This is a genomic window from Phytobacter sp. V91, assembly GCF_965644225.1.
GTDB lineage: Bacteria > Pseudomonadota > Gammaproteobacteria > Enterobacterales > Enterobacteriaceae > CBFFRJ01.
This window is the reverse complement of record NZ_CBFFRJ010000009.1, coordinates 1-22447: the sequence shown is the minus strand read 5'-3', so window position 1 is coordinate 22447 and position 22447 is coordinate 1. Positions and strand designations below refer to the sequence as shown.

Below are 22447 nucleotides of genomic sequence, written 5' to 3'. Positions count from 1 at the left end.
GTTGATCTGCCGCGAAATTAAGCGCGTTCGCAGGCGTGCTCGTACTGCTGTACTTTACGCAGCAATGCCAGCAGGCAGCATACTGCCAGTGTGCCTGAGAGCAGCGCCAGCAGATGGAACGGGATAAGCCCTCCGGCAGAGAACCACAGCCAGCGCCCCCCTTCGATAGCCAGCGCTACGGTCGTGAGCACCACAATATTTAATGATGCGGAAACCGTACCTTTCGGCAGGGTGTTGGAAAACAGCGTAAAACGGTACAGCGAGGAGAAAATCAGCCCGATACCAAAGGCGTAAATACTGGTGCCCATCACCGACCATAACCACGGATGCGGGAACAGCAGATTACCGGCGACCAGCATCATCAGCCCGGTAAGCTGAACGGGCACCGAGCGGCGGATATAATGTGGATCCGTCGGATCATCGACATAGCGCATCATTACAATATTGGCGGCGATCAACGCGCCAAATACCGGGATCTGCGCCCAGGCAAATTCTGCCGTACTCATGCCTCCCGCATCGATCAGGATCACCGGTGAAACGGCAACCCAGCTCATCAAGGGGATGTAATAGAGTGCGAGCGTGGCCGCGCCGGTGAGAAAGATACGTTGGCGAAAGACGGCGCAAAAGTCCTGCACCACGCTCATCGCCCGTAGCGGTTCGCGTTGGCGAGGGATGGTTTCCGGCATCGCCAGCAGCAGCCCAAGCCAGGCGATGAAACCGAACGCGGCGATCAGCGCGAAGATGACCTTCCAGTGCACAAAATGCATCAGCGCCGCGCCGCCGAGCGGGCCGATAACCGGTGCCAGCAGCACGACGGAGGTGATCATCGACATCAGCTTAATGGCTTTGGTCGGCTCAAAGGCTTCCTGAATAGTGACGTAGCCCACGGTGGAGATAAAACAGATGCTGGTGCCCTGTACGAAACGGGCCACCAGGAACTGTTCAAAGGTGGTGGTGAAGAGCGTCGCAAGGCAGGCCAGGGTAAAGATGAGCGCTCCGCTGAGCAACACCGGCCGGCGGCCAACTCTGTCTGACAGCGGCCCAAGCGCCCATTGCAGCGCCATGCCGCCAGCCATATACAGGCTGACCGACAGCGGGGCAAGGCTGACATCCCCGTCGAAATCATGTACCACCTGAATAATGCCGGGCTGGATCATATCGGTGGTCAGGTAGGCGGCAAAATCGTAGAGCACCAGCGCCATCGGGAAGATAAAAACCCCGGCGTAGCGAGTGAGAAATGCAGGCTTCCATGACATAAGTGACTCCCTGACCAGATGGCAGACCCTTGATTATGCAATCAGGGCCGGTATTTGTGACAGCAGATAAAGCACCAGACCGATAGATCCGCCCACCAGGGTGCCGTTAATACGAATAAACTGCAGATCTTTACCGATATTCAGCTCGATCTGATGTGACATATCTCGCGCATCCCAGCTTTTCACCGTATCGCTGATATGGCGGGTGAGGAAGGCGGCAAAGTCCGGGGCGACGTTATGGGCTGCCTGCTCCAGGTGTTCGTTCAGCGAGGTACGCAGCGCCTGATCTGCCAGCAGCATTTCGCCAAACCACAGGCCCGCTTCGGTGATCCGCAGTCTGATGCGTGAGTCATCGGTCTGGATATCCGTTTTAATCCAGTCGCGCAGATCTCCCCACATCTCGCCAAGGTAGCGGTTAAAGGCTTCATCTTCTTTCAGATATTGTTTGATGGTGTCGGCTCTGGCGGCCATTTCGGGGCTGGTTTTCAGATTGTCGATAAGGAGCAGCACAGCCCGGTCAAAGGCGCGGCGGATCTGATGTGCGCTGTCATGCGAGATATCATCAAGCAGGGTGTTGACTGCGCGGGTCACCACCTCAGCGCTCTGTTCCCCGAGCCATTCGGTCGGCAGAATTTTCGCTTTGCGTGGATGCTCTGTTTTCAGCCAGCGAACGATGTGGTGGGCGATAAATTCCCGGCTGCTCTCTTTTTGCAGCAGTAGCACCACTTGCCCTATCAGGGCGTCAAGCAGCACCTGGTGGCGCTGATTTTTGGTCATGCTCTCCAGCATTGAGGCGCTGGTTCGGGTGAGATCCACCTTATCGATCGCCCGGTGAACGGCGCGTTTGAGCAGGTTTTTAATCCGGGTATCATCAGCCATCTCCATAAATCCGCTCATCACCTGCAACAGATGCTGGCCCACGCGCCGGGCGTTTTCCGGCTGGCTGAACCAGACGCCAATCATCTGCGCGGGCTGATGACGACGAATAAGATCCACCAGCGACTGGGTATCGAGGAATTTTTCCTGCACAAACTGGCCGAGATTGTCGCCAATCCGCTCTTTATTGCGGGGAATGATTGCCGTATGTCGGGAGATAAACGGAAGCGGCACCCGGCGAAACAGCGCCACCACCGCAAACCAGTCCGCCAGCGCACCGACCATTGCCGCTTCGGCTATTGCTTTCACCCCACTGACCCAGAAACCCGGAGGCAGAAACAGCGTGATGACAAAAACTGCCGTCGCAATCAGCAGTAATGAGAGCGCCAGCCGTTTGGCGCGTTTAAGTTCTGTGATTTTGTTCATACTTTTAAGCATAGAGCCAGAGGGCGAATTTCGCTGAATTTTCAAGGTCCCGGCGTTAAAAAACCAGAGGTAAGGGGGAAAAGCGAGCGGGCGGATAAGCAAAGATTGCATCTGCAATTCCCACGGGTATGGTAGTCGCAGACAAGAGGGAGAAATAAATGACTGATATGACGGTGACGGTGATTGCTGCCGCAATAGCCGCCCTGCTGGGCGGCGCTTTGGGCTGGTTTTTGACAAAGCAGACCTTTGCGCAAAGAGCGGCGGCTCTTGAACATGAGACCGAGCGTGCGGAAGACGAACTGATGGCGAGCAAGAAGCTGCTTCGCGAGCAGGAAGGAAAAGCGGAAGCGCTGCGCAACGAAAAACATCAGTTGGATATCGATACCAGCGTCCTGCGCCAGCAGATTAACGACCTGAAAGGGCGGGGCGCAGAATTACTCCAGCGTCTGAGTAAAGCCGAAGAGCAGTTAACGGACGAGCGCCGTCTGTCTGCTCAGCTTGACCACGACTACACCGAGCTGAAAACCACGCTGGCCCAGCGTGAACAGCACTTCCGCGAGCAGTTTGCCAACCTTGATGAGACCAAAAAATCCCTGTCGCGCGAGTTTGAAAATATCGCCAATAAGATTTTTGAAGAAAAGGGCAAAACCTTTACCACCACCAGCAAAACCAGCCTGGATGACATGCTCAAACCCTTCCGGGAGCAGATTGACGGTTTCCAGAAGCGGGTGAACGAGGTTCACGATGCCGCGATTCGCGGTAACGCGGATTTGAACGCTGAAATTAAAAAAGTGCTGGAGATAGGTTTGCAGATGAGTGCCGAGGCGACCAGCCTGGCGTCAGCGTTAAAAGGCGATTCCCAGCAGCGCGGCGCCTGGGGCGAGGCGCAGTTACGGCGAACCCTCGAGATGAGCGGGCTGGTGGAAGCCGAGCATTACGAGGTGCAAAGCGCGTTTCGCGATGAAGAGGGTAAGCGCAAACAGACTGATTATCTGATCCGTCTGCCGGATAACAAGCACATCATCATTGACAGCAAAGTGACGCTCAATGCCTGGGACCGGGTCTGTTCTGCGCCGACGCCGGAAGAGCAGTTACGGGCGATGGATGAGCATATTATGGCCGTCCGTCGCCATATCGATGATCTGGCGTCGAAGGATTACACACGTCTGGCGGGGATCCGCAGCCCCAGCTTTGTGCTGATGTTTATGCCGATCGAGTCGGCCTATATTGAGGTGCTGAAGACCAATAAAGGGCTGTTCGAGTATGGCTACCGTAAAGGTATTGTGCTGGTCTCCCATACCACTCTGATCCCTATTCTGCGCACCGTTTCCAACCTGTGGATGATTGAGCGCAGCAACAGCGAAGCACGGGAAATCAGCGAGCGCGCCGGGGAAATCTTCAATAACGTATGCCTGCTGGCTGACCGGCTAAGTAAGCTGGGCGGCACGCTGAGTACCGCCAGCAATCAGTACAATGCCACCGTCACGGCACTGGTCGGTAACCAGGGCCTGTACGGCAAGGTGGAGCGCTTCGGCAAGCTGTCTGAGAAGGTCAATAAAGAGCTGCCGAAACTGGAGCTTTCCCATCGTGACTTTGAGCACGAACGCCTGACGCTGATTGCCGAAGCGCTGGACGAGCCGGAGGAAAATACGGTGCAAACACCCGTGGATGCATCACGCCAGGGATGAGCTACCTTTCAGGCCTGCAAAGGCGTCGCGGATCTCCTGCTCAGGCAATTGAATACCGATAAATACCAGGGTGCTGTGCGGCTGTTCTTCACCCCACGGCCTGTCCCAGTCGGCGCTGTAGAGGCGTTGTACGCCCTGGAACAGCAGGCGGTTTGGTTCGCCATCAATCCACAACATGCCTTTGTAGCGCAGCAGTTTGTCGGCAAAGGAGAGCAGCAGGTTTTCCATCACCCGGGAAACGTCGCTGATATCGACCGGGTAATCCAGTTCGACGACGATCGACGAGACATCGTTTTGCTTATCGGCAATAAAGTGAAAACGCGGTTTGCCCGGCAGGACGTTCTCTTCCAGCATAAAACCGCTGGTGTTAAACAGCGAGGCAAGCTCGATTGCGCCATGTGTCACGGTGTAAACCGGGGCGCGGGCGTTAATGCGGCCCAGGCGCTCACGCAGTTTTTCGCTCTCGCCTGCTACGTCGGTTTTGGTCAGCAGGATCCGGTCAGCGTAACCCACCTGAGACTGGGCGATTGTGAACTGATTCATCTGCTCATCAGCATGAACCGCATCCACCAGCGCAATCACGCCATCCAGCAGATAGCGCTGGCAGAGGATCTCGTGGGAGAAAAAGGTCTGAATAATCGGGCCCGGATCGGCCATGCCGGTGCACTCAATTACCAGGCGGTCAAAGGCGATATCGCCGTGATCGAGGCTGTCTAACAGGTCCAGCAGCGCGTCTTCCAGTTCGTTAGAACGGGTGCAGCAGATGCAGCCGTTGGTCAGGGTTTTGATTTGGGTGGCGCGATCGCCAATCAGTTGGTCATCAACGGAAACTTCACCGAATTCGTTTTCGATAACCGCGATTTTAAAGCCGTGCTGTTCATTGAGAATGTGGCGCAACAGAGTGGTTTTGCCCGCGCCGAGAAAGCCGGTAAGAAGGGTAACTGCAATCGGTGTCATCTTGCCTCCATTAGCAACAGCGCACGCCACCTTTACCATCGCCGCCGCCGTAGCGTGCGTCCTGGCGTTCGCGGAAGAATTCGGTGTAAGTCATATACGGCTTATCCGGATGATTGGTTTTCATATGCTCGACGTAATTGTCGTAATCCGGGATGCCAATCAGCATTTTTGCCGCCTGGCCAAGGTATTTTTTTGCTTCGCCTAAGTTACCAAACATTGGGTTATCCAGATATAAAAATACCCGGCGAGGTAAGTCTGCCGGGTATTGTTCCCCTCACCCCGACCCTCTCCCCAAAGGGGCGAGGGAGGAAAGACGAGGGGGGACGTTGTCGATTTAGTGGTGTGAAGAGGTCTTCACGCCGCCTTCCGGAACCGGAACGTACGGGGTTTCTTTGTCAGTACGCACGGTGTTGTTACGCACCTGCAACCAGGTTTTGATGCCGTAGAAAATAATGCTGTAGACCACGACCAGGAACAGAATGCTAAGACCTGCGTTGGTGTAGTTGTTCACCACGATATGGTTCATGTTAGCAATCTGCTGGGCAGTCAGGTCAGCGCCGCCGGCAGCAATTTTTTCTTTGTACTGGTTAGCCATAAAGAAGAAGCCTTCCAGTTGTGGGTTGGTGCTGAACAGTTTCAGACCCAGCGCCCAGGTGGTGCACAGCAGCAGCCACAGAGCCGGAACCACGGTGACCCAAATGTATTTGGTGCGCTGCATTTTAACCAGCACAACGGTACCCAGAACCAGCGCCACAGCCGCCAGCATCTGGTTAGAGATACCGAACAGCGGCCACAGGCTCTTCACGCCGCCCAGCGGATCAACCACGCCCTGATACAGCAGGTAGCCCCAGAGACCGACGCAACCCGCAGTGCCGATGATACCGGCCACCAGAGAGTCAGTTTTCTTCAGGAACGGCACGAAGTTACCCAGCAGGTCCTGCAGCATAAAGCGGCCTGCGCGGGTACCGGCGTCCAGTGCGGTCAGGATAAACAGCGCTTCGAACAGAATACCGAAGTGGTACCAGAAGCCCATGTCCGCCATCGGCATGATTTTGTGGAACACGTGAGCAATACCCACGGCCAGGGTCGGCGCGCCACCTGCACGGTTAAGGACCGACGGTTCGCCGATGTCTTTTGCCGTCTGCATGATCTGCTCAGGAGAGATAACAAAGCCCCAGGAGCTGACGGTTGCTGCAGCGTGGGCGCTGACATCTTTCAGCTGCGCCATAATAACCGCTGCGTTTTCGCCGCCCATTTCATGCAGGTTTGGCATGGTGATGCCAAGGCCGGCTGGCGGGGTGTTCATGGCGAAATAGAGACCTGGTTCGATGATGGACGCTGCAACCAGCGCCATAATCGCTACGAAGGACTCCATCAGCATTGCGCCGTAGCCGATAAAGCGGGCGTCGTTTTCGTTTGCCAGCAGTTTTGGCGTGGTACCGGAAGCAATCAGCGCGTGGAAGCCAGAGACGGCGCCACAGGCGATGGTGATAAACAGGAACGGGAAGAGCGCGCCTTTCCACAGCGGGCCGGTACCATCAATGTACGGCGTAATCGCCGGCATTTTCAGTTCCGGGTTCAGGATAACGATACCCAGCGCCAGACCGACGATTACGCCGATTTTCAGGAAGGTTGCCAGATAGTCGCGCGGTGCGAGGATCAGCCAGACCGGCAGTAATGCGGAGATAAACGCATAACCGATCAGCGCAAAGGTGATGGTGGTGTCTTTGAAGGTCAGCGCCGGGCCCCAGTACGGGTCGTGGGCAATAATGCCGCCGAAGTAAATCGACGCGACCAGCAGCACGATACCAATGACTGACACTTCACCCACACGGCCTGGGCGCAGGAATCGCATGTAGATACCCATAAACAGGGCAATAGGTACAGTGGAGCAAACGGTGAACACACCCCACGGGCTTTCTGCCAGCGCTTTAACCACGATCAACGCCAGCACGGCGAGGATAATAATCATGATTAAGAAGCAGCCGAACAGCGCGATGGTGCCTGGTACGCGGCCCATCTCTTCTTTAATCATCTCACCAAGAGAGGCGCCGTTACGGCGGGAAGAGATAAACAGCACCATAAAGTCCTGTACCGCACCCGCGAGCACAACGCCCGCCAGCAGCCACAGAGTACCTGGCAGGTAACCCATTTGCGCGGCGAGAACCGGGCCAACCAATGGACCGGCACCTGCGATAGCGGCAAAGTGGTGACCAAACAGCACGTAGCGGTTGGTCGGCACGTAGTTCAGGCCATCATTGTTGATGACCGCCGGTGTGGAGCGCGTTGGGTCCAGCTTCATCACCTTCTGGGCGATGTACAGGCTGTAGTAACGGTAGGCAACGAGGTACACCGAAACGGCGGCGACAACAATCCACAGTGCGCTGACGTGCTCACCACGTCGTAATGCAACGACGGATAAGCAGAAAGCGCCGAGGATGCCGACAAGCAGCCAGGGTATATGTTTTAAAAGCTTTTTAGTATCCATATCAGACCTGATTATCAGAAAAATGGCATGGGGGATGGTGTGTTGAAAGACGATTTTGCTGGCGGCGATCATGACAAATTACAAGCGTAAAAAGGGCGCGATTTGCTTAAGTGGCAGGAAAACGGGGGTAAGCGGTCAGCCATCGGGGTAAGCGGTTTTATAGGGGGTTAAGCGGCGAAAAATGTGTGATAATGATCACGTATGATTGTTCATATTACCCATTTTTACTGTGCGTCTTTAACCGGGGTTGTTGCCTGATTGTTAATGTAAACCCGTGTTTTTTAGCACGTCTCCCCATAAAGTTTTCGCTTTCCAGGCCGAAACTCTGTTGTCTGGATAATGGAAGAAAAAACATGTTAAATCGTATGAAACTTGTCACCAGTTTACTTTTAGTACTGGGACTTTTTGGCTTGTTACAACTCACCTCTGGCGGCTTGTTCTTTAATGCGCTCAAGCACGACAAAGAAAATTTCACCGTTTTACAAACCATCCGTCAGCAGCAGTCAACGCTCAACGCCAGTTGGGTTGCGCTGTTGCAGACGCGTAACACGCTTAACCGCGCAGGTACGCGTTATATGATGGATCAGAACAATATTGGCAGTGGGGCGACGGTCAATGACCTGATGCAGATCGCCAGCACCTCGTTGAAAGCCGCGGAAGGGCACTGGAAAGAGTATCAGTCCACGCCGCGCGATCCGCGCCAGAGCGAGGCCGCAGCTGCAGAAATTAGCCGCACCTATGAGATTTACCACAATGCGCTGGCGGAGCTGATTCAACTGCTGGGTGCAGGTAAAATCAACGATTTCTTCGATCAGCCGACTCAGGGCTATCAGGATGCGTTTGAGAAGCCGTATCTCGATTATTTGCAGCAAAACGATCATTTGTATGAGCAAGCGGTCATCGACAGCAACAGCTCGTATGATACTGCCTTGTGGATCATTTTCACGGTGCTGCTGGTGGTACTGGTGGTGATTGTGGCCGCGTGGCTGGGCATCAAACGGGGTGTGATTGGCCCGATGAACCACCTGATCGAAAACATCCGTCATATTGCGGGTGGCGATCTGGAGCAGCGCATTAACGTTCACGGCACCAACGAAATGGGTCAGCTTGCTGAAAGCCTGCGCCATATGCAGGGTGAGCTGGTACGCACGGTAGGTGATGTGCGTAACGGTGCAGATGCCATTTACAGCGGCGCGAGTGAAATCTCTGCCGGCAACAATGATCTCTCTTCCCGTACCGAACAGCAGGCCGCTTCTCTTGAAGAGACCGCAGCCAGCATGGAACAGCTGACCGCAACGGTGAAACAGAACGCCGAGAACGCGCGTCAGGCAAGCCATCTGGCGCTGAGTGCTTCGGGTACTGCGCAAAAAGGCGGCAAAGTGGTGGATAACGTGGTGCAGACCATGCGCGACATTACCGCCAGCTCGCAGAAAATTGCCGATATCATCAGCGTTATTGACGGCATTGCTTTCCAGACCAATATCCTGGCGTTGAACGCCGCCGTAGAAGCAGCGCGTGCGGGTGAGCAGGGGCGTGGTTTTGCGGTGGTGGCCGGTGAAGTCCGTAACCTGGCCCAGCGCAGTGCGCAGGCAGCACGTGAAATTAAAGGGCTGATTGAAGACTCGGTGAATCGCGTGGAACTGGGCTCTACCCTGGTGGAAAGCGCGGGTGAAACCATGGACGAGATCGTCAGCGCGGTGACCCGTGTGACCGATATCATGGGCGAAATTGCCTCGGCATCTGATGAACAGAGCCGTGGTATCGACCAGGTAGGTCTGGCGGTGGCTGAAATGGACCGTGTTACCCAGCAGAACGCCTCGCTGGTGGAAGAGTCCGCGGCAGCGGCGGCGGCACTGGAAGAGCAGGCCAGCCGTCTGACTCAGGCCGTTGCTGTATTCCGTACCCGTCGTGTGAACCGCGAAGCATACGTTGCGCCGACGCTGGTAAAACCGACTTTGTCTAAACCGCAGACGCCAAAAGTGGCCGGTGGCGAAGATAACTGGGAAACCTTCTAAGTCGTTTCGCGCCCTGCTGATGTGGGGCGCATTTTACTTTTTCATCATGTTATCCTTATTTTAAATACGGAGATGCATGATGAATCTGACCTCTATTTCTGCCCTTCACTACAGTAGCGAACAGCTTTCAGTCTTTTTAAGTGACTGCTTTGCAGGCTACAGCATTCCCTTCTCGATCGCTGCAGAGCATTTTGCCCACCGTTTCGGCGCCGAACATATCAGCCTGCCTGACTCCTGCGTCTGGTGGGACGGCGAGGTACTGGTTGCGATAGCCATCATCACTCGCCGTGCCGAATCTGCGCGGCTGGCGGCATTTGCCCTGAGTCCGGCCTGGCGCGGGATGGGCCTGGGAATACGCCTGCTGGAACCCCTTATGCAAAGTTTGCGGGCCAAAGGTGTTCGCCAGATGTGGCTGGAGGTGATTGCGGATAATCAGCCGGGCATCGGACTGTACCGCGCGCTGGGATTTGAGCTGCAAAGGGTACTGTGCGGATTTCAGAGCGATGGGGTTTCCGGGGTGGGGGAAAATCTGTTGCACGAGGTCAACCCCCTCGAACTGGTCTGGCGTTCATTGGGTGAGGTCAAAGAGAGCCTGCCCTGGCAGATAGCCCCCTGTTCTCTGATCACGCTGCCTTGCCGGGTGTTTGAGTATCGTAAACATGCTTATGCGGCGATCGCCACCCTGACGCCAACGCCTCAACTGCGTTTTCTGTACGTGGAGCCTGAGTATCGGCATAAGGGGTTTGCCCGTGAAATGCTGATTGCTCTGAGCCATCATTTCGCCGGGCTGGGTACCAGCGTGGCGGTGCCGGAGTCTTTTACCCCGCTGTTTGCGTCAGCGGGGTACAGGTTGATGCAAATCCGTCAGCTTGAAATGCGGACGGTGATCTGAGAGTCAGCCTGTTCGTTTAGTTCTGTTTCGGGTCGCTGATTGGCTTGCGCACCAGCACAACATAAGCGATCGCCCCCAACACCGTGACGCATCCGCAGATCATTAATGCCAGGCGGAAAGACTGGGTGGTATCCACGATAAAACCCGTGACAATTGGTGCAAATGAGGCGCAGATAAAGCTCGCAAAGTTTTGAATACTGCCTACCGATGCAGTCATGCGTGAAGCCACGGCAACATGGATCAGACCCCAACAGGATGTCCCGGCAAAGTGGATGCAGAATAGCGCCATTCCAATCAGCAGTACTGCTGCCATCGAAGTGGTTGCCTGGGGTACCACGAAAGTAAATGCTGCGGAGCAAAGCATCCCGGTAATGATACTGATTTTTCGGCTCTTGATCGGTGCCATCCCCCGGTTTACCAGCCAGTCGGTCACATAGCCATTCGTCAGCATACCGGCTGCGCCAAACAGGAACGGAATGGCGGCCATTACCCCAGTGCTTTTCAAATCAAGGTTGTATGAGGTTTGCAGATAACCGGGGAGCCAGGCGAGATACAGCCATGCGGTGTAGTTGATACCGCTAAAGCCCAGCATCATGCCCCACATGGTTCGGTTACGAAACAGACTTCGCCACTCGGCAAAACTCAGTGGATCGCGACGAGCGTTCACGCTACCTGCATTCAGGTAGCTCTGCTCTACAGGGGTAAGTTCAAGATCTTCCCGATTGCGATAGAGCATATACCAGCCAATGGCGAGGAAAATGCCCAGTATGCCAATGGTGATAAACATGCCGCGCCAACCAATCATCAACATCATTGCAGCCAGAATCGGTGGGCTGATAGCGACACCTATCGTTGAGGCGGCATTAAAAAATCCCATCGGGCGACCGCGCTCTTTGATATTAAACCAGTCGTTAATGACCTTCACACCGCAAGGGTTCATTGGCGCCTCTCCCAATCCCATACCGATGCGCACCAGCACAAACTGCGTAAAGCTATGTACCATGCCTGACAGTGCCTGGAATAGTGACCAGAAAAACATGCCTAAGCCGAGCATGATCCTCGGGCCTTTGCGATCCAGCAACGGGCCGCAGGGAAGCTGACCGATACCATAGGCCAGCGAGAATACGGAGAGCAGGGCGCCAATTTCGGTGGCGCTTAGCCCTAACTCCTGGCGAATAGTTAAATTGGCAACGGACAGTGAACTTCTGTCGAGGTAATTAATAACGGCAGCAAAAAATAATAAAATCATCGCCGTGGTTTGTATCTTTTTAATTCTTGCGCTGCGTTGTAATGAACCTGCAGGTGGAACGGGAATATCTGTGTCCACCGGTTTGTCATAACTTGTTCGTGGCCCAAGTGTAATATCATTTTTTTCCACGCCTGACTCCCAAAATGTAGCTTGTCATTTTTCCTGAATAAGAAAGATGAAAATTAATATACTGATGCCGGGTTTTAATTCGGCACCGCTCACGAACTACTATTTATTTTCAGTCGACTTAATCAGAGCATAGAAGTGACGATATTTTTATTTCTCCAGCTTGTATCTGAAGCGTGCTCCCGATAGACATTTGCTGTTTTTAATTGGTACTTAATGACTGGTGGCCAGAGATTGTCTGATGGAACGAATCATGGATTCTTTAGCGGTATCCAGATGATTACGCAGTGCCAGGATGGCATCCAGATCGCTGCGACAGATTAATGCGCTAAGAATGGTCATATGCTCGTCGATGGCGATGATATTACGCTGCTTTAAATCACTTTCATCCCATTGATAATGAAAGTGAAAAATAACCGAAATGATCTCAAGAGACTGGTTAAAAAAGACGTTGTCTGCCGCGGAGAGCAACAGGGCGTGAAAGTCACGATCTAATTGCGAGAACATACGAAAACTGCTGCCGATACTGTCCCGCAGCATGCGATGGCGCTCCAGTAAGGTCCTGGCTTCCAGCCAGCGAGGGTCATCATCCGGTAAATTGAGAAAGTGCTGGAGCGCGTGGGTTTCCAGCATTTCGCGTAATTCAAACAACTGTTCTGCATAGGCCTGGTCAAACTGTTTCATGCTCCATTGCCCACGCTTTTCATTTTGAATGAGGTTATAACGGCCGAATTTTAAAAGATATTCCCGGACGACAACCGGGCTGACGCCTGCAGAGCGGGCCAACTGGAGCTCTGAAAATGACTCACCTGCGCTCAACTGGCGCTGGTTAATCATGGTAAAAAATGCCTGTTCGAAGATACGGGTCTGCTCCGTCAGGGAGGCCGAAATACAGGTAAATCCATCGTTATTATCGGGTTTGCGTACGATGACGTAATCGTGGTGGATTTGCGTCAAAACGCCACAATCCAAAAGGTGGCTGAGGATGTGCCGCACGGTGGTTCGGCTGATGTTGTACATTTCGGCCAGCGCATTTTGTGTCGGCAGCGGCGACGGGATATGTCCCCGGGACATATCATCGATAACCTGGTTGATAACGTTATGACGTAAATTTTGTGAACGGCTCATTGATGGCTCCTTTTTCGCTATTAAAAACGTATTTAAAACATTTTTATGTGTAGAGTTTCACAAATCAGAAGCACCATTTCGTTTTGTTTTCCATTTTCCCCGATATCTGTTGCAACAGAAAATACGGGAGAAATAGCGATGGCTGAAATGAATACCTTGGTGTGCCAGGAACCGAAAGTAATGCAATGGATAAAACGTGAAGTCCCCATTCCTGGTGATAATGAAGCGCTGGTGAAAATTAAAAAGGTGGGTATATGCGGCACTGATATTCATGCGTGGGCTGGCCATCAACCTTTTTTTAGTTATCCACGAGTGTTAGGCCATGAAATATGCGGCGAGGTTGTTGGCTTAGGTAAAAACATCAATAAGTTAAGTCATGGTCAGCAGGTTTCGGTTATTCCTTACGTGTCCTGCGATAAATGCCCGGCGTGCAAAAGTGGGCGTACGAACTGCTGCGAAAATATTTCAGTTATTGGGGTGCATCAGGACGGTGGATTCAGTGAGTTCCTGAGCGTGCCGGTCAGCAACTTGTTGGTGGTCGATGGCATTGATCCTGAATCCGCTGCGTTGATCGAACCTTTTGCCATCAGCGCACATGCAGTGCGACGTGCAGCCGTTCAGCCCGGTGAACCGGTGCTGGTGGTGGGAGCAGGGCCTATTGGGCTGGGAGCGGCTGCAATTGCCAAAGCGGATGGCGCGCAGGTGGTGGTCGCAGATACCAGTCCGGCCCGGCGTGAGCATGTGGAAAAGCACCTTGGGCTGGTGGCGCTGGACCCGTCTGACGGGGATTTTGATGCGCAATTACGGGCGGCGTGTGGCGGTTCGCTGGCGCAAAAAGTCATTGATGCGACGGGTAATCAGCATGCGATGAACAACACCGTGAATCTGATTCGCCACGGCGGCAGCATCACCTTTGTTGGCCTGTTTAAAGGCGATCTGCAGTTCTCTGACCCTGAGTTTCATAAAAAGGAGACCACCATGATGGGCAGCCGTAACGCCACCGGGGAGGACTTTGCCAAAGTCGGGCGTTTAATGGCGCAGGGGAGTATCACCGCCGCGATGATGCTTACTCATCGCTATGAATTTACCGCCCTTGCGGAGATCTACGAGCAGCAGGTAATTAATAACCGCGAACTGATTAAAGGCGTTATCTCGTTCTGATCATCAGACGGATGCGCAATGAAATGCACAAGAGTGCTGGCGCCAGCACGGGTATCCGGCAGCGCCAGGGGAGAGGTGAGACGATTGCTATTCAGCGCCCGGGGAATTTTGGGCGCATTTTTTTAGCCGTTGGTATTCACCACTTTGAGTTCCACCATCCCAATCCCGAGCTGGCGGGGTGAGTGGCCGAGAATATTACCTTCATTGGTGGACTGAGGGTCCGGCGGTACGATAACCAGCGTGCTGCTGCGCGTCGGATTAGTGAAACGCAGCGTGGTGGTGGAGACGTCGTTGCCGAGCATCAGCTCCTGTTCTTCATCTCCCACCCGAACCGGGATCGGTTGATTAGCGTTAGGACCAAAGGCTTTGGCGGTGATCACCAGCTCAAAATTTTCTGGTAGCGGGCTGTTAAACTCGATGGAAACTTCGTTCCCCAGTTGCGCATTGGACCAGCGCCCCCAGCTTTCAGGCCGTGAGATCCCAGTGAACTTTTTCACCTCTTCCGGCGCGCCCGCCACATTGAAGATAAAGCTGTCGGCTTTATAGCGTATATCGTCATCCACAATTTTCAGCATATCGATATTTTGCTTATAGCGGTCAGCGCTGATCACCGTTTCTTTAAGATCCGTTTTGCTCTTCCATTGCGCTTTCGTAACCTGCTGCACACTTTGCTGGCCGCCAAGCTGCCCCTGAGAGACGCACCAGTCGGTAGAAAGCACCAGCTCAGGCGCCCAAAGGCGGGCCATTTTGTAGCACTGATCGACCCAGACAAACTTATCGCGCGGGGCAAAATCAGCAAGCTGGTAGCGTAACGGCGCAGAGTATTCGCTTTCAGGCAAGGGTTCGACCCGTTGATCTGACACGCGGACCAGCAGCGGCAGGCGGAATTTGCTGCCAGAGAAGGCAATCATCTGCTTGTCGCTGTCGATGGTGAAGTCCTTCATTTGCTTTGGAAAGTTCCACAGACGGATGATGTCCGGTTTCCAGGCCACCACTTTTTCCTTCATGTTGAGGAAGACCGTGGAGAGCGACTCACCAGAAAGGCTACTGCGGCCAAGGCCAATAAAGTTATCCCCGCCGAGAATATCGAGGACGGTAGCGCCGTTGTCCATAGTGCTACGCTTGACCGCCAGCGTATCCTGCTGCGCTTCATCACCACGCAGGACGAAGAACAGATTTTTGCGATCTTCTTTATTCAGGTATTTCCATGCGGTGTTGTTCATCGCCAGATGATCAGAGGAGACAACGATCACCGTGTCTTTAAACCACGGAGAGGCTTTGATCTTGTTGATAAGTTTAGCAATATGCTGCTGGCTACAGGTGACAGCGCTGAAGGATTGATTCGGTTTGCCATCAAAGGCATAGCTTCTTCTGTCGCAGGTACGGGAAATAAAACCATCAGGATGATGGGTATCCACCGTCAGGGCAAAAAGGGAGAAGCGCTTACCGGAGCGCGCCAGTTCTTCATATTTTTGCCACACCTCATCCAGCACGGTGTCATCGTAAAAACCCCAGTCATTGCGGTAGCTCGGGTCCTGGACCCTGGTTTTCAGCTCTTCGGCACCGACCAGATGATCAAAACCGTGGGATTTAAGGAAGACATCTTTGCCCGCGAAGCGCAGGTTCGCGCCCTGGATAAAATAGTTTTCGTAACCGGAGTTTTTCAGGATATCGCCGAGGCAGATATTCTGTGGAAAGAAACTGGATACCGATGCGGATGCGTTACCTTCAAAGGGAGCAAACAGCGGAATACCGCACTGGGAGGAGACCATTCCGGCAATGGTGTAATCCGTTCCTGGCAACTGTTCGGTTTGGCTAAAGTCCAGCCCCTCTTCTTTAAGTGCCCCCAGTTCCGGCGTCAGGTCCGGGAAGGCATCGTTATCGAAATAGGTTCTCTCAAGGCTTTCACCATAGATGTAGACCAGATTGAGCTTTGGATGGGGAATTTTCTTCGCCGGTTCTTTGTAATAAGCGGTGAAGTCAGGGTCACCTTCGCGGGAATGAGATTTTACCAGTTCGCTTATCTGACGAAACGCCGGGCTTGCATCCACCGAGCCCAGAGCCAGCACCAGAGCCAGCAAGCTGTAGCCGAAATGATAAGGAAGATGGCGGCGACGGCGTAACACCCAGCCCAGGGTGAAAAAAACGCCCAGCAGCGCCAGTACAATGGCCGCACCAGGTAGCACATATTTACCGACACCTGCGCCAGTAAGGCTGTTGGTCAGGGTGTAAATAACGGCATCAGTGATCCCGTCGCCGGTGAAGTAGTCACTGGCATACAGCGTGATGTTCAACACCACGAAGCAACCCAGTACCAGCAGTATTGCGGTGAACCACCAGGTGTTACGCCCCGCTTTCCATGCGTAAATCACCACGGATGCGAGAAAGAGGACCATTGAAAGTAACTCGGCCAACCGTTTTTCCTCTGCGATGCTGACTGAAACGGTCAGCGTTTACTTTTTTACAAGGGGATACAATTTAATTTCGATGTAACACGTCTGCAATTGTAGTGTCACTTTTTTCGCGAGTTATTAGGAATTGGTTTAGATACGGTATAAGTTTGACCGCTATCTCACCCCGACGCGGGGGGCGAGTTAGCGGTATTTGCGGCACTCAGACAAAAAAGTATTTGTGCCAGTGATGGATAAATCCGAGAAGAGGAACTTATGACAGGAAATTCAGACCTTGCTTGAGGACCAGATCGCAGGCTTTGGTTTTCACTTTTTCTGCCAGTGGCGTGTTGCCGATGTTGTTCAGATTGAGCTGCTCACCGTTTTTGGTGTTCAGCAACCCCTGTAAGCCTTCGAGATAATTCGTGTCCTGTTTCTGCTCCTGCTGTCCCAACCCCAGTTTATCCATCACCTGATTTTTGATGTTGTCTGTATTGGTCAGCGAGGCCAGCTTGTTTTGCGCACAGTAAGACATAATGCCCGCGGCGTTGTTCATGGTGCCTGCGCTCAGGGACTGGCTGCCTCCATTGAGCAAACCAGTCAGGGACGATAATGACATACCGCCCTGCTGCGAGCCCGAGTTCTGGCTCAACTGGCTGGCGGCGCTGGAAAGGCTGTCCTGCCAGGAGGCGGCGAATGTGGTAGCGGAGAACAGCACGCCGCTGGCGAGAGTGGCGCAGAGAAGGCGTTTAGCAAAAGACATCATGTTGAACCCTGGGTTTGACTGGAAAGGGCCAGTATACACCCCCGCATGCCAGCGACTCTCAGAGGATAAATCTCAATACTCTTTGCCCGTAACGCGGCTACGATAGCTTTCCCAGTTGAATATCACCCACAGGCTGTTACCCAGACGCATTCTGTCCATCACGCGCTCACCGAGCAGCTTGTTCATTTCATCCAGCGTGTTGTTCGTCAGCATGCCCGTTGGGCGCTTGGAGGATGAACGGCGGTCAACGATCTGGTTGATAATGACTTTTTCGTAACGCGATTCGTTCTGCATACCGATTTCATCGATAACCAGTAAGTCAACGTTACTCAGGTCATTAAGCAGTTGTTCTTCGCTGCTCTCCCGATTGCTGAAGGTCTCTTTCATCGCCGACATAATATCGGCAACGGTAATAATAAGGACAGATTTGCCGCGCAGGAGCAGTTCGTTGCAAATGGCTGCGGCGAGATGGTTTTTGCCGGTGCCGGGTTTACCGGAAAAAATAAAGCTGGCAATGCTGCTATCAAACTCTTCTACATATTGCCGCGCGGCATTGCAGGCGTCCTGCTGGCCTTTGGACTCAATTTTGTAATTTTCAAAGGAGCAGTTCTGATGCAGCGGACGAATGCCGGAACGGTTAAAGGTTCTCTGCATCTTCATGGCGCGGTTTTCGCGCTCCAGCGCCGCAGAGCGAAGTTCCCCCTGCTCCTTCTGCCAGGCCATCAGCTCTTCACCCGATTTAAACGCGGGCTTAATATTCGCAGGCATCATTTTTTGCAGGCGTTGCAGGATGTGGCTGATATTTTTCATTTGGCACCTCTGAATCCAGTCGGGATCTCTTTGTCCGGTTCGGACAGGGTGTTGATATCGCGTTTTTGCAGCCCGTTGTTGTTCGCCCGGCCTATCTGCAGGCTGCGCGCCAGCTTCTGCTGCCATTGTACGTGATGAAATACTTTGCCTTCGGCCTGCCAGTAAGCAACAAATGCGGCCAGCTCTTCCGGGGCAACCGGCTGGGCGAGGGCAACGCCCCACAGTGCCGCCATACGCTGGAAATCGCTATCCGGCTGCCAGTCAGCATACATGGCAAATTTGCCCATCGGAACCTGCATTGGCGCGGCAGTGGGTTCGGCAAAAAACTGACTATCCAGTGCAACATCGCTGGCGGGACGAGCAAGGCGCGCTTCCAGGGTCAGAAGCTGTTCCAGACGTGCGGGCGTAATGGCGTAAAACGCCGGGGCGTTATTGGCAAAGACGGCGACAGCTCCGCCCTCAGTTCGCGCCAGCACGCTGGCGTGATCGCGCATAAACTCATCAACACCGATAACAGTGGACGTCAGGATTCTGGAAGACATAACGTGTTCTCAAACAGGAAAAACCGTACGGGCGCACTGCATTAAAGATTTGCAGGCATATCAGGACATAGTAACACAGAGCGGGCGAGGGAGGATGGCAACGGAAAAAGCCGGGTTGCCCCGGCGGTGTTTTCCCAATGATGCTGGCGACCGGATCTTTGGCTAAAGCCTGTCCGGTTTCGTATTACGCGATGATGGTTAAGGTCACATCAATGTTGCCGCGGGTGGCGTTGGAATACGGGCAGACGATATGTGCTGCATCGACCAGTTTTTTCGCTTCAGCAGCGTCCATACCTTCAAGGTGGATCTTAAGCTCAACTTCGATACCAAAACCGGTAGGCAGTGGGCCAATGCCGACGTTTGCTTCTGTCCAGGCATCTTTCGGCATGCTGATTTTGTCGCGTCCGGCAACGAATTTCATCGCGCCGAGGAAGCAGGCGGAGTAGCCTGCGGCAAACAGTTGTTCAGGGTTTGTTACGTTGCCACCCATGCCGCCCATCTCTTTAGGCACACCGAGTTTGACATCCAGCACGCCGTCAGAAGAGGTCGCATGACCATCACGACCACCAGTAGCTTTGGCATTAGCGGTGTAAATCACTTTTTCTAAAGACATAACAGGTTCCTTATTAACTTAGTAGATTGCGATAATATCGTGCGCTATTTAAATGGGCGTATAATACCTCATTGCTGAGGTCGTTATACGCGCTGAAACTGTTGGCGCAGGGTCTCAAGCTGCTGCTTGAGAGCCATTAACTGGCCATGGTCACAATCCAGAGAACACATAACGGCGTTCGGAATGGATTGTGCCTGTTGATGGAGTTCACGACCCTTGTCGCTGAGGGTAATGACCACCTGGCGCTCATCCTGGCGTGAGCGTTGGCGACAAAGAAGCCCTGCGCTTTCCAGACGCTTGAGCAAAGGGGTCAGTGTTGCCGAATCAAGAAACAGGCGTTCGCCGATATCCGACACTGTCACGTCATCCTTCTCCCACAGAACCAGCATCACCAGATACTGTGGATAGGTCAGGTTTAACGGCGTCAAAAGCTGTCGGTACAATTTATGCAGCGCCAGATTTGTTGAGTAAAGTGCAAAACAAAACTGGTTGTCGAGTTCAAGCTGCGCGTTGTGGGTCTGTTTTGTTTTCATGTTTTTGAATATAGATAGTGTACGATTTAATTGCAAGTTATTTATGCGCAAATAAAACGCAATACGACCTGCACGGCCATTTTACGGGAGTGCTGACGCTGTTGCTGGCGGTCCTCATGGTCTTCAAAGAGCATCGAGAACGAGTAACTGTTGGCGACATAGTGAAAGCTGAAACTGCTGATCACCCGGTGCAGGTCACGAGCCGAGACGTTTTGATTAAACAACTGCTTATGCTGGCTGCGGCTGAGAATATCTTCGAGCAAGGTGAGGGCGCTGCGGTTTACATCCCGTAGCCAGGTGGACTGTTGGATGTAACGCCCGCGCTGCATGTTTTCCATACAAATAATACGAATGAAATCAGGATGATCAGCGTGATAGTCAAAGGTGTTTTCGACCAGATGTACCAGGGCTTCAACCGGAGGGAGAGCTGACAGGTTCAGGGCTTTCTCGCTGGCCCGGATTGAAGCATAAACGTACTCAAGAACCTGTAAGTACAAGTTTTCTTTGGTTTTATAATGGTAAACCACCATCCGTTTGGTGGTGCCCGCTTTCTCAGCAATCTGCTCCATGCGCGCGCCATTAAGCCCGTACTCTGCAAACAGGGCAATGGCGCTAAGGAAGATTTTGTCTTTCACCCGGGACTCGTCAAAATCATCAGGGGCATAAATGCTTTGCTGTTCCACATCCGTTCCTTATCAGGCATATCGGGATAAGGATTATTACCACGGCGTCGCAATAACTCAAATTTCAGACGCGCGGGCGTTTGCGGTAGAGCCATAGCCCCGGAACGGACAGGCCTATCGACAGCGCGCCCACGATCGATGAGGCTTTAAGAAAGTTGGTCAACAACAAGATCATCAGTTCTTCGCTATAGCCTAAATGGCCAATTTTCACCGCAGAAATCATCGCCGTGTAGGCAGAAATGCCGGGGAACATGGGAATGACCGCCGCAACGGTGAAGACTTTTGGGTGTGCCAGATACCAGCGTGACCAGCGAATGCCGATGCTGCCAACCAGCATTGAGGCGACGAAAGTTGACCACTCGACATTAAAGCCCCAGTGAACCATCGCGAAACGCGTTCCGTGACCGATAGCGCCAAGCAGCGCGCACCAGGGCAGCGCCCGGTGTGGTACGTTGAACACCATCGCAAAGCCCACCGCTGGAATGGCGGAAAGTAACATGTCCTGAATCAGAGCCAGCACAAACCAGATCACATCCATCCGCGCAGCCCCCACAAGGTCATTGCCATCACTACACCGATACAGGTCGCGAGAGTTAACAGACTGGCGATAGCCCAGCGCGCAAGGCCGGTGTTAATGTGCCCTTTAAACATATCCGCTACGGAGTTAATCAAAGGGAAGCCGGGAACCAGCAGTAACACGCTTGCCGCCATCGCGACGGTAGAGGTATGAAGAAACGTTGGAAATGTTAGCATCAGCCCGGATATGCTGGTCGCCACGAACGCCGTAATGCAAAAGTTGATTTGCGGATGCATATGGCGGTTTGCCAGCACCAGTCGCACATACATTGCCACGCTGCTGGCGCAAAAAGTGATAAAAGCGCCGTCCCAGCCACCATTGTTCAGCCGACAAAAGCAGGCGCAGGAAAGCCCAACCATCAGGGTCACCAGCCAGCGGGGATAACGCAGTGGCTTGAGCTGTGAGAAGCGTTTTTCGACATCTTTGGCGTCGAGCAATTTATGCTCCGTCATAATGACGATGTGTTGTACTTCGGTCACCACATGCATATTAATGCCGCGATCGCTGTTTTTACGTGTTGAGGTCAGACACTGCCCATTTTTAATGGTGGTGAGGACAATCGCATTTGACGAAATAGAACTCTCGACGCTATCCATACCCAGTGCCAGCCCCAGGCGCGTGGATAATTCCTCAACCAGTGCGCTCTCTGCACCATGTTGTAATAAAAAAAGGCCGCACTGAATACACAGACGTGTGATGGCCCGTTGTGATGACTGGTCTTCTTGCATCTGCATGATAGCCCTGGTGATGTTGCTCAAGTCCCACATGATGTGGCACGAATGGCTACTTTTTAGCACAGGTTGTGCTCATGATGGCGCGGGAGCAGATCAAGATTTGTGCAATAAATCACAAAATATTGCCAGGGGGGATGGTCATACTCCTTGTTGTTTTGCCGTATGGTTATCGCCGGATGCGATATATCCAGGGTGAAGTATCACCTGATATATTAATGCGGTGTATGTTAGCGGTGGCTAATATAAAATTATTGTATTGTTTGTTTTTAAAAATAAATTACATTTAGTGATATTTGTTTTGCGTTTTATGCGTAATATTGACACTATTATTGGTGGTTTTTATAATCTATTTTTATCATTGCGCCAGACATTGATTATGCCGATTTTTATTGGTGCTGCTGGTGCGTCTCACTGACAGTGATTGTTGGTGTAGCATTAATCATTCATGATATTTATTTAAGGAAGGTGCGATTTAATCGGTGGGGTTCAGTGGAGTCCTTATCTGTATTAGCCTTACCTTAGCTGAGCTGTATGATC

Annotated in this window: 20 protein-coding genes; 4 read left to right on the top strand and 16 right to left on the bottom strand. The window is 53.0% G+C overall.

The genetic code is table 11. From position 1 onward, the window contains the following. Nucleotides 1–17: 17 nt before the first annotated feature. Entirely contained in the window at nt 18–1256 is a 1239-nt protein-coding gene (locus ACSZO4_RS03165) for an MFS transporter (protein ID WP_437887391.1), read from the bottom strand. A gap of 33 nt (nt 1257–1289) precedes the next feature. Beyond that, entirely contained in the window at nt 1290–2558 is a 1269-nt protein-coding gene (locus tag ACSZO4_RS03160) for a DUF445 domain-containing protein (protein ID WP_437887390.1), read from the bottom strand. Nucleotides 2559–2716: 158 nt separating this feature from the next. Here ACSZO4_RS03160 and rmuC point away from each other — a divergent pair, with 158 nt between their 5' ends. Further along, on the top strand, nt 2717–4246 hold the full coding sequence (rmuC, locus tag ACSZO4_RS03155; RefSeq protein WP_437887389.1) for a DNA recombination protein RmuC: 1530 nt from the start codon (nt 2717–2719) through the stop codon (nt 4244–4246). On the opposite strand, the gene yjiA is transcribed toward rmuC, so the two are convergent. The 3 genes from yjiA to ACSZO4_RS03140 all read right to left on the bottom strand — a co-directional run bounded on the left by yjiA (nt 4232) and on the right by ACSZO4_RS03140 (nt 7691). Then, nucleotides 4232–5203 carry a GTPase gene (gene yjiA / locus ACSZO4_RS03150; protein WP_437887388.1) on the bottom strand — a complete coding sequence of 324 codons (972 nt, stop codon included), beginning with the start codon at nt 5201–5203 and terminating at the stop codon, nt 4232–4234. The two genes, rmuC and yjiA, sit on opposite strands and share 15 nt — an antisense overlap. Before the next feature lie 10 nt (nt 5204–5213). Next, nucleotides 5214–5420, bottom strand: coding sequence for a YbdD/YjiX family protein (locus tag ACSZO4_RS03145; protein WP_437887387.1), 207 nt, complete (start codon nt 5418–5420; stop codon nt 5214–5216). 117 nt (nt 5421–5537) lie between these two features. After that, entirely contained in the window at nt 5538–7691 is a 2154-nt protein-coding gene (locus tag ACSZO4_RS03140) for a carbon starvation CstA family protein (protein ID WP_437887386.1), read from the bottom strand. Nucleotides 7692–7882: 191 nt separating this feature from the next. Between ACSZO4_RS03140 and tsr the strand changes: the two genes are divergently transcribed. Then, nucleotides 7883–9706: a methyl-accepting chemotaxis protein gene (tsr, locus tag ACSZO4_RS03135; protein ID WP_437887385.1), complete on the top strand. Its 1824-nt coding sequence runs from the start codon at nt 7883–7885 to the stop codon at nt 9704–9706. A gap of 76 nt (nt 9707–9782) precedes the next feature. After that, nucleotides 9783–10598, top strand: coding sequence for a GNAT family N-acetyltransferase (locus tag ACSZO4_RS03130; RefSeq protein WP_437887383.1), 816 nt, complete (start codon nt 9783–9785; stop codon nt 10596–10598). Nucleotides 10599–10614: 16 nt separating this feature from the next. Here the strand turns inward: ACSZO4_RS03130 and ACSZO4_RS03125 are convergent, their stop codons facing one another. Beyond that, nucleotides 10615–11976, bottom strand: a complete 1362-nt coding sequence (locus tag ACSZO4_RS03125; RefSeq protein WP_437887382.1) for an MFS transporter — start codon at nt 11974–11976, stop codon at nt 10615–10617. A gap of 210 nt (nt 11977–12186) precedes the next feature. Then, nucleotides 12187–13101 (bottom strand): FCD domain-containing protein, encoded by a 915-nt coding sequence (locus ACSZO4_RS03120; protein ID WP_437887381.1) that lies wholly within the window; start codon nt 13099–13101, stop codon nt 12187–12189. Between the two features lie 138 nt (nt 13102–13239). On the opposite strand from ACSZO4_RS03120, the gene ACSZO4_RS03115 reads away from it, so the two are divergent. Further along, entirely contained in the window at nt 13240–14262 is a 1023-nt protein-coding gene (locus ACSZO4_RS03115; RefSeq protein ID WP_437887380.1) for a zinc-binding alcohol dehydrogenase family protein, read from the top strand. A gap of 122 nt (nt 14263–14384) precedes the next feature. Here ACSZO4_RS03115 and opgB read toward each other — a convergent pair whose 3' ends face one another. From opgB to ACSZO4_RS03070, 9 genes are all read right to left on the bottom strand, one after another. Further along, on the bottom strand, nt 14385–16676 hold the full coding sequence (gene opgB / locus ACSZO4_RS03110) for a phosphatidylglycerol--membrane-oligosaccharide glycerophosphotransferase (protein ID WP_437887379.1): 2292 nt from the start codon (nt 16674–16676) through the stop codon (nt 14385–14387). 250 nt (nt 16677–16926) lie between these two features. Further along, entirely contained in the window at nt 16927–17415 is a 489-nt protein-coding gene (locus ACSZO4_RS03105) for a DUF2501 domain-containing protein (protein WP_437887434.1), read from the bottom strand. Nucleotides 17416–17490: 75 nt separating this feature from the next. Continuing rightward, a complete protein-coding gene (gene dnaC / locus ACSZO4_RS03100; RefSeq protein ID WP_437887377.1) occupies nt 17491–18228 on the bottom strand; it encodes a DNA replication protein DnaC in 738 nt (245 codons plus the stop codon). After that, nucleotides 18225–18770 (bottom strand): primosomal protein DnaT, encoded by a 546-nt coding sequence (dnaT, locus tag ACSZO4_RS03095; protein ID WP_437887376.1) that lies wholly within the window; start codon nt 18768–18770, stop codon nt 18225–18227. Before dnaT ends, dnaC begins: the two co-directional genes overlap by 4 nt. Nucleotides 18771–18954: 184 nt before the next feature. Next, nucleotides 18955–19383 (bottom strand): organic hydroperoxide resistance protein, encoded by a 429-nt coding sequence (locus ACSZO4_RS03090; RefSeq protein WP_437887375.1) that lies wholly within the window; start codon nt 19381–19383, stop codon nt 18955–18957. Between the two features lie 83 nt (nt 19384–19466). After that, complete coding sequence (locus ACSZO4_RS03085; RefSeq protein ID WP_437887374.1) at nt 19467–19916, bottom strand: MarR family winged helix-turn-helix transcriptional regulator; 450 nt, start codon at nt 19914–19916, stop codon at nt 19467–19469. A 41-nt stretch (nt 19917–19957) separates the two neighbouring features. Next, nucleotides 19958–20599 (bottom strand): TetR family transcriptional regulator, encoded by a 642-nt coding sequence (locus ACSZO4_RS03080; protein ID WP_437887373.1) that lies wholly within the window; start codon nt 20597–20599, stop codon nt 19958–19960. Nucleotides 20600–20663: 64 nt separating this feature from the next. Beyond that, nucleotides 20664–21137, bottom strand: coding sequence for a threonine/serine exporter (locus ACSZO4_RS03075; protein WP_437887372.1), 474 nt, complete (start codon nt 21135–21137; stop codon nt 20664–20666). Further along, complete coding sequence (locus ACSZO4_RS03070) at nt 21128–21904, bottom strand: threonine/serine ThrE exporter family protein (RefSeq protein WP_437887433.1); 777 nt, start codon at nt 21902–21904, stop codon at nt 21128–21130. Before ACSZO4_RS03070 ends, ACSZO4_RS03075 begins: the two co-directional genes overlap by 10 nt. Nucleotides 21905–22447 lie beyond the last annotated feature (543 nt).

What these genes read in the sequence shown, in the direction of transcription:
- ACSZO4_RS03115 (WP_437887380.1), top strand. Translation starts at nt 13,240, where the DNA reads ATGGCTGAAATGAATACCTTGGTGTGCCAGGAACCGAAAGTAATGCAA.
- ACSZO4_RS03075 (WP_437887372.1), bottom strand. Translation starts at nt 21,137, where the DNA reads ATGGATGTGATCTGGTTTGTGCTGGCTCTGATTCAGGACATGTTACTT.
- ACSZO4_RS03090 (WP_437887375.1), bottom strand. Translation starts at nt 19,383, where the DNA reads ATGTCTTTAGAAAAAGTGATTTACACCGCTAATGCCAAAGCTACTGGT.
- yjiA (WP_437887388.1), bottom strand. Translation starts at nt 5,203, where the DNA reads ATGACACCGATTGCAGTTACCCTTCTTACCGGCTTTCTCGGCGCGGGC.
- ACSZO4_RS03165 (WP_437887391.1), bottom strand. Translation starts at nt 1,256, where the DNA reads ATGTCATGGAAGCCTGCATTTCTCACTCGCTACGCCGGGGTTTTTATC.
- ACSZO4_RS03145 (WP_437887387.1), bottom strand. Translation starts at nt 5,420, where the DNA reads ATGTTTGGTAACTTAGGCGAAGCAAAAAAATACCTTGGCCAGGCGGCA.
- dnaT (WP_437887376.1), bottom strand. Translation starts at nt 18,770, where the DNA reads ATGTCTTCCAGAATCCTGACGTCCACTGTTATCGGTGTTGATGAGTTT.
- ACSZO4_RS03120 (WP_437887381.1), bottom strand. Translation starts at nt 13,101, where the DNA reads ATGAGCCGTTCACAAAATTTACGTCATAACGTTATCAACCAGGTTATC.
- ACSZO4_RS03105 (WP_437887434.1), bottom strand. Translation starts at nt 17,415, where the DNA reads ATGTCTTTTGCTAAACGCCTTCTCTGCGCCACTCTCGCCAGCGGCGTG.
- dnaC (WP_437887377.1), bottom strand. Translation starts at nt 18,228, where the DNA reads ATGAAAAATATCAGCCACATCCTGCAACGCCTGCAAAAAATGATGCCT.
- tsr (WP_437887385.1), top strand. Translation starts at nt 7,883, where the DNA reads ATGATCACGTATGATTGTTCATATTACCCATTTTTACTGTGCGTCTTT.
- ACSZO4_RS03160 (WP_437887390.1), bottom strand. Translation starts at nt 2,558, where the DNA reads ATGAACAAAATCACAGAACTTAAACGCGCCAAACGGCTGGCGCTCTCA.
- ACSZO4_RS03140 (WP_437887386.1), bottom strand. Translation starts at nt 7,691, where the DNA reads ATGGATACTAAAAAGCTTTTAAAACATATACCCTGGCTGCTTGTCGGC.
- rmuC (WP_437887389.1), top strand. Translation starts at nt 2,717, where the DNA reads ATGACTGATATGACGGTGACGGTGATTGCTGCCGCAATAGCCGCCCTG.
- ACSZO4_RS03130 (WP_437887383.1), top strand. Translation starts at nt 9,783, where the DNA reads ATGATGAATCTGACCTCTATTTCTGCCCTTCACTACAGTAGCGAACAG.
- ACSZO4_RS03070 (WP_437887433.1), bottom strand. Translation starts at nt 21,904, where the DNA reads ATGCAAGAAGACCAGTCATCACAACGGGCCATCACACGTCTGTGTATT.
- ACSZO4_RS03085 (WP_437887374.1), bottom strand. Translation starts at nt 19,916, where the DNA reads ATGAAAACAAAACAGACCCACAACGCGCAGCTTGAACTCGACAACCAG.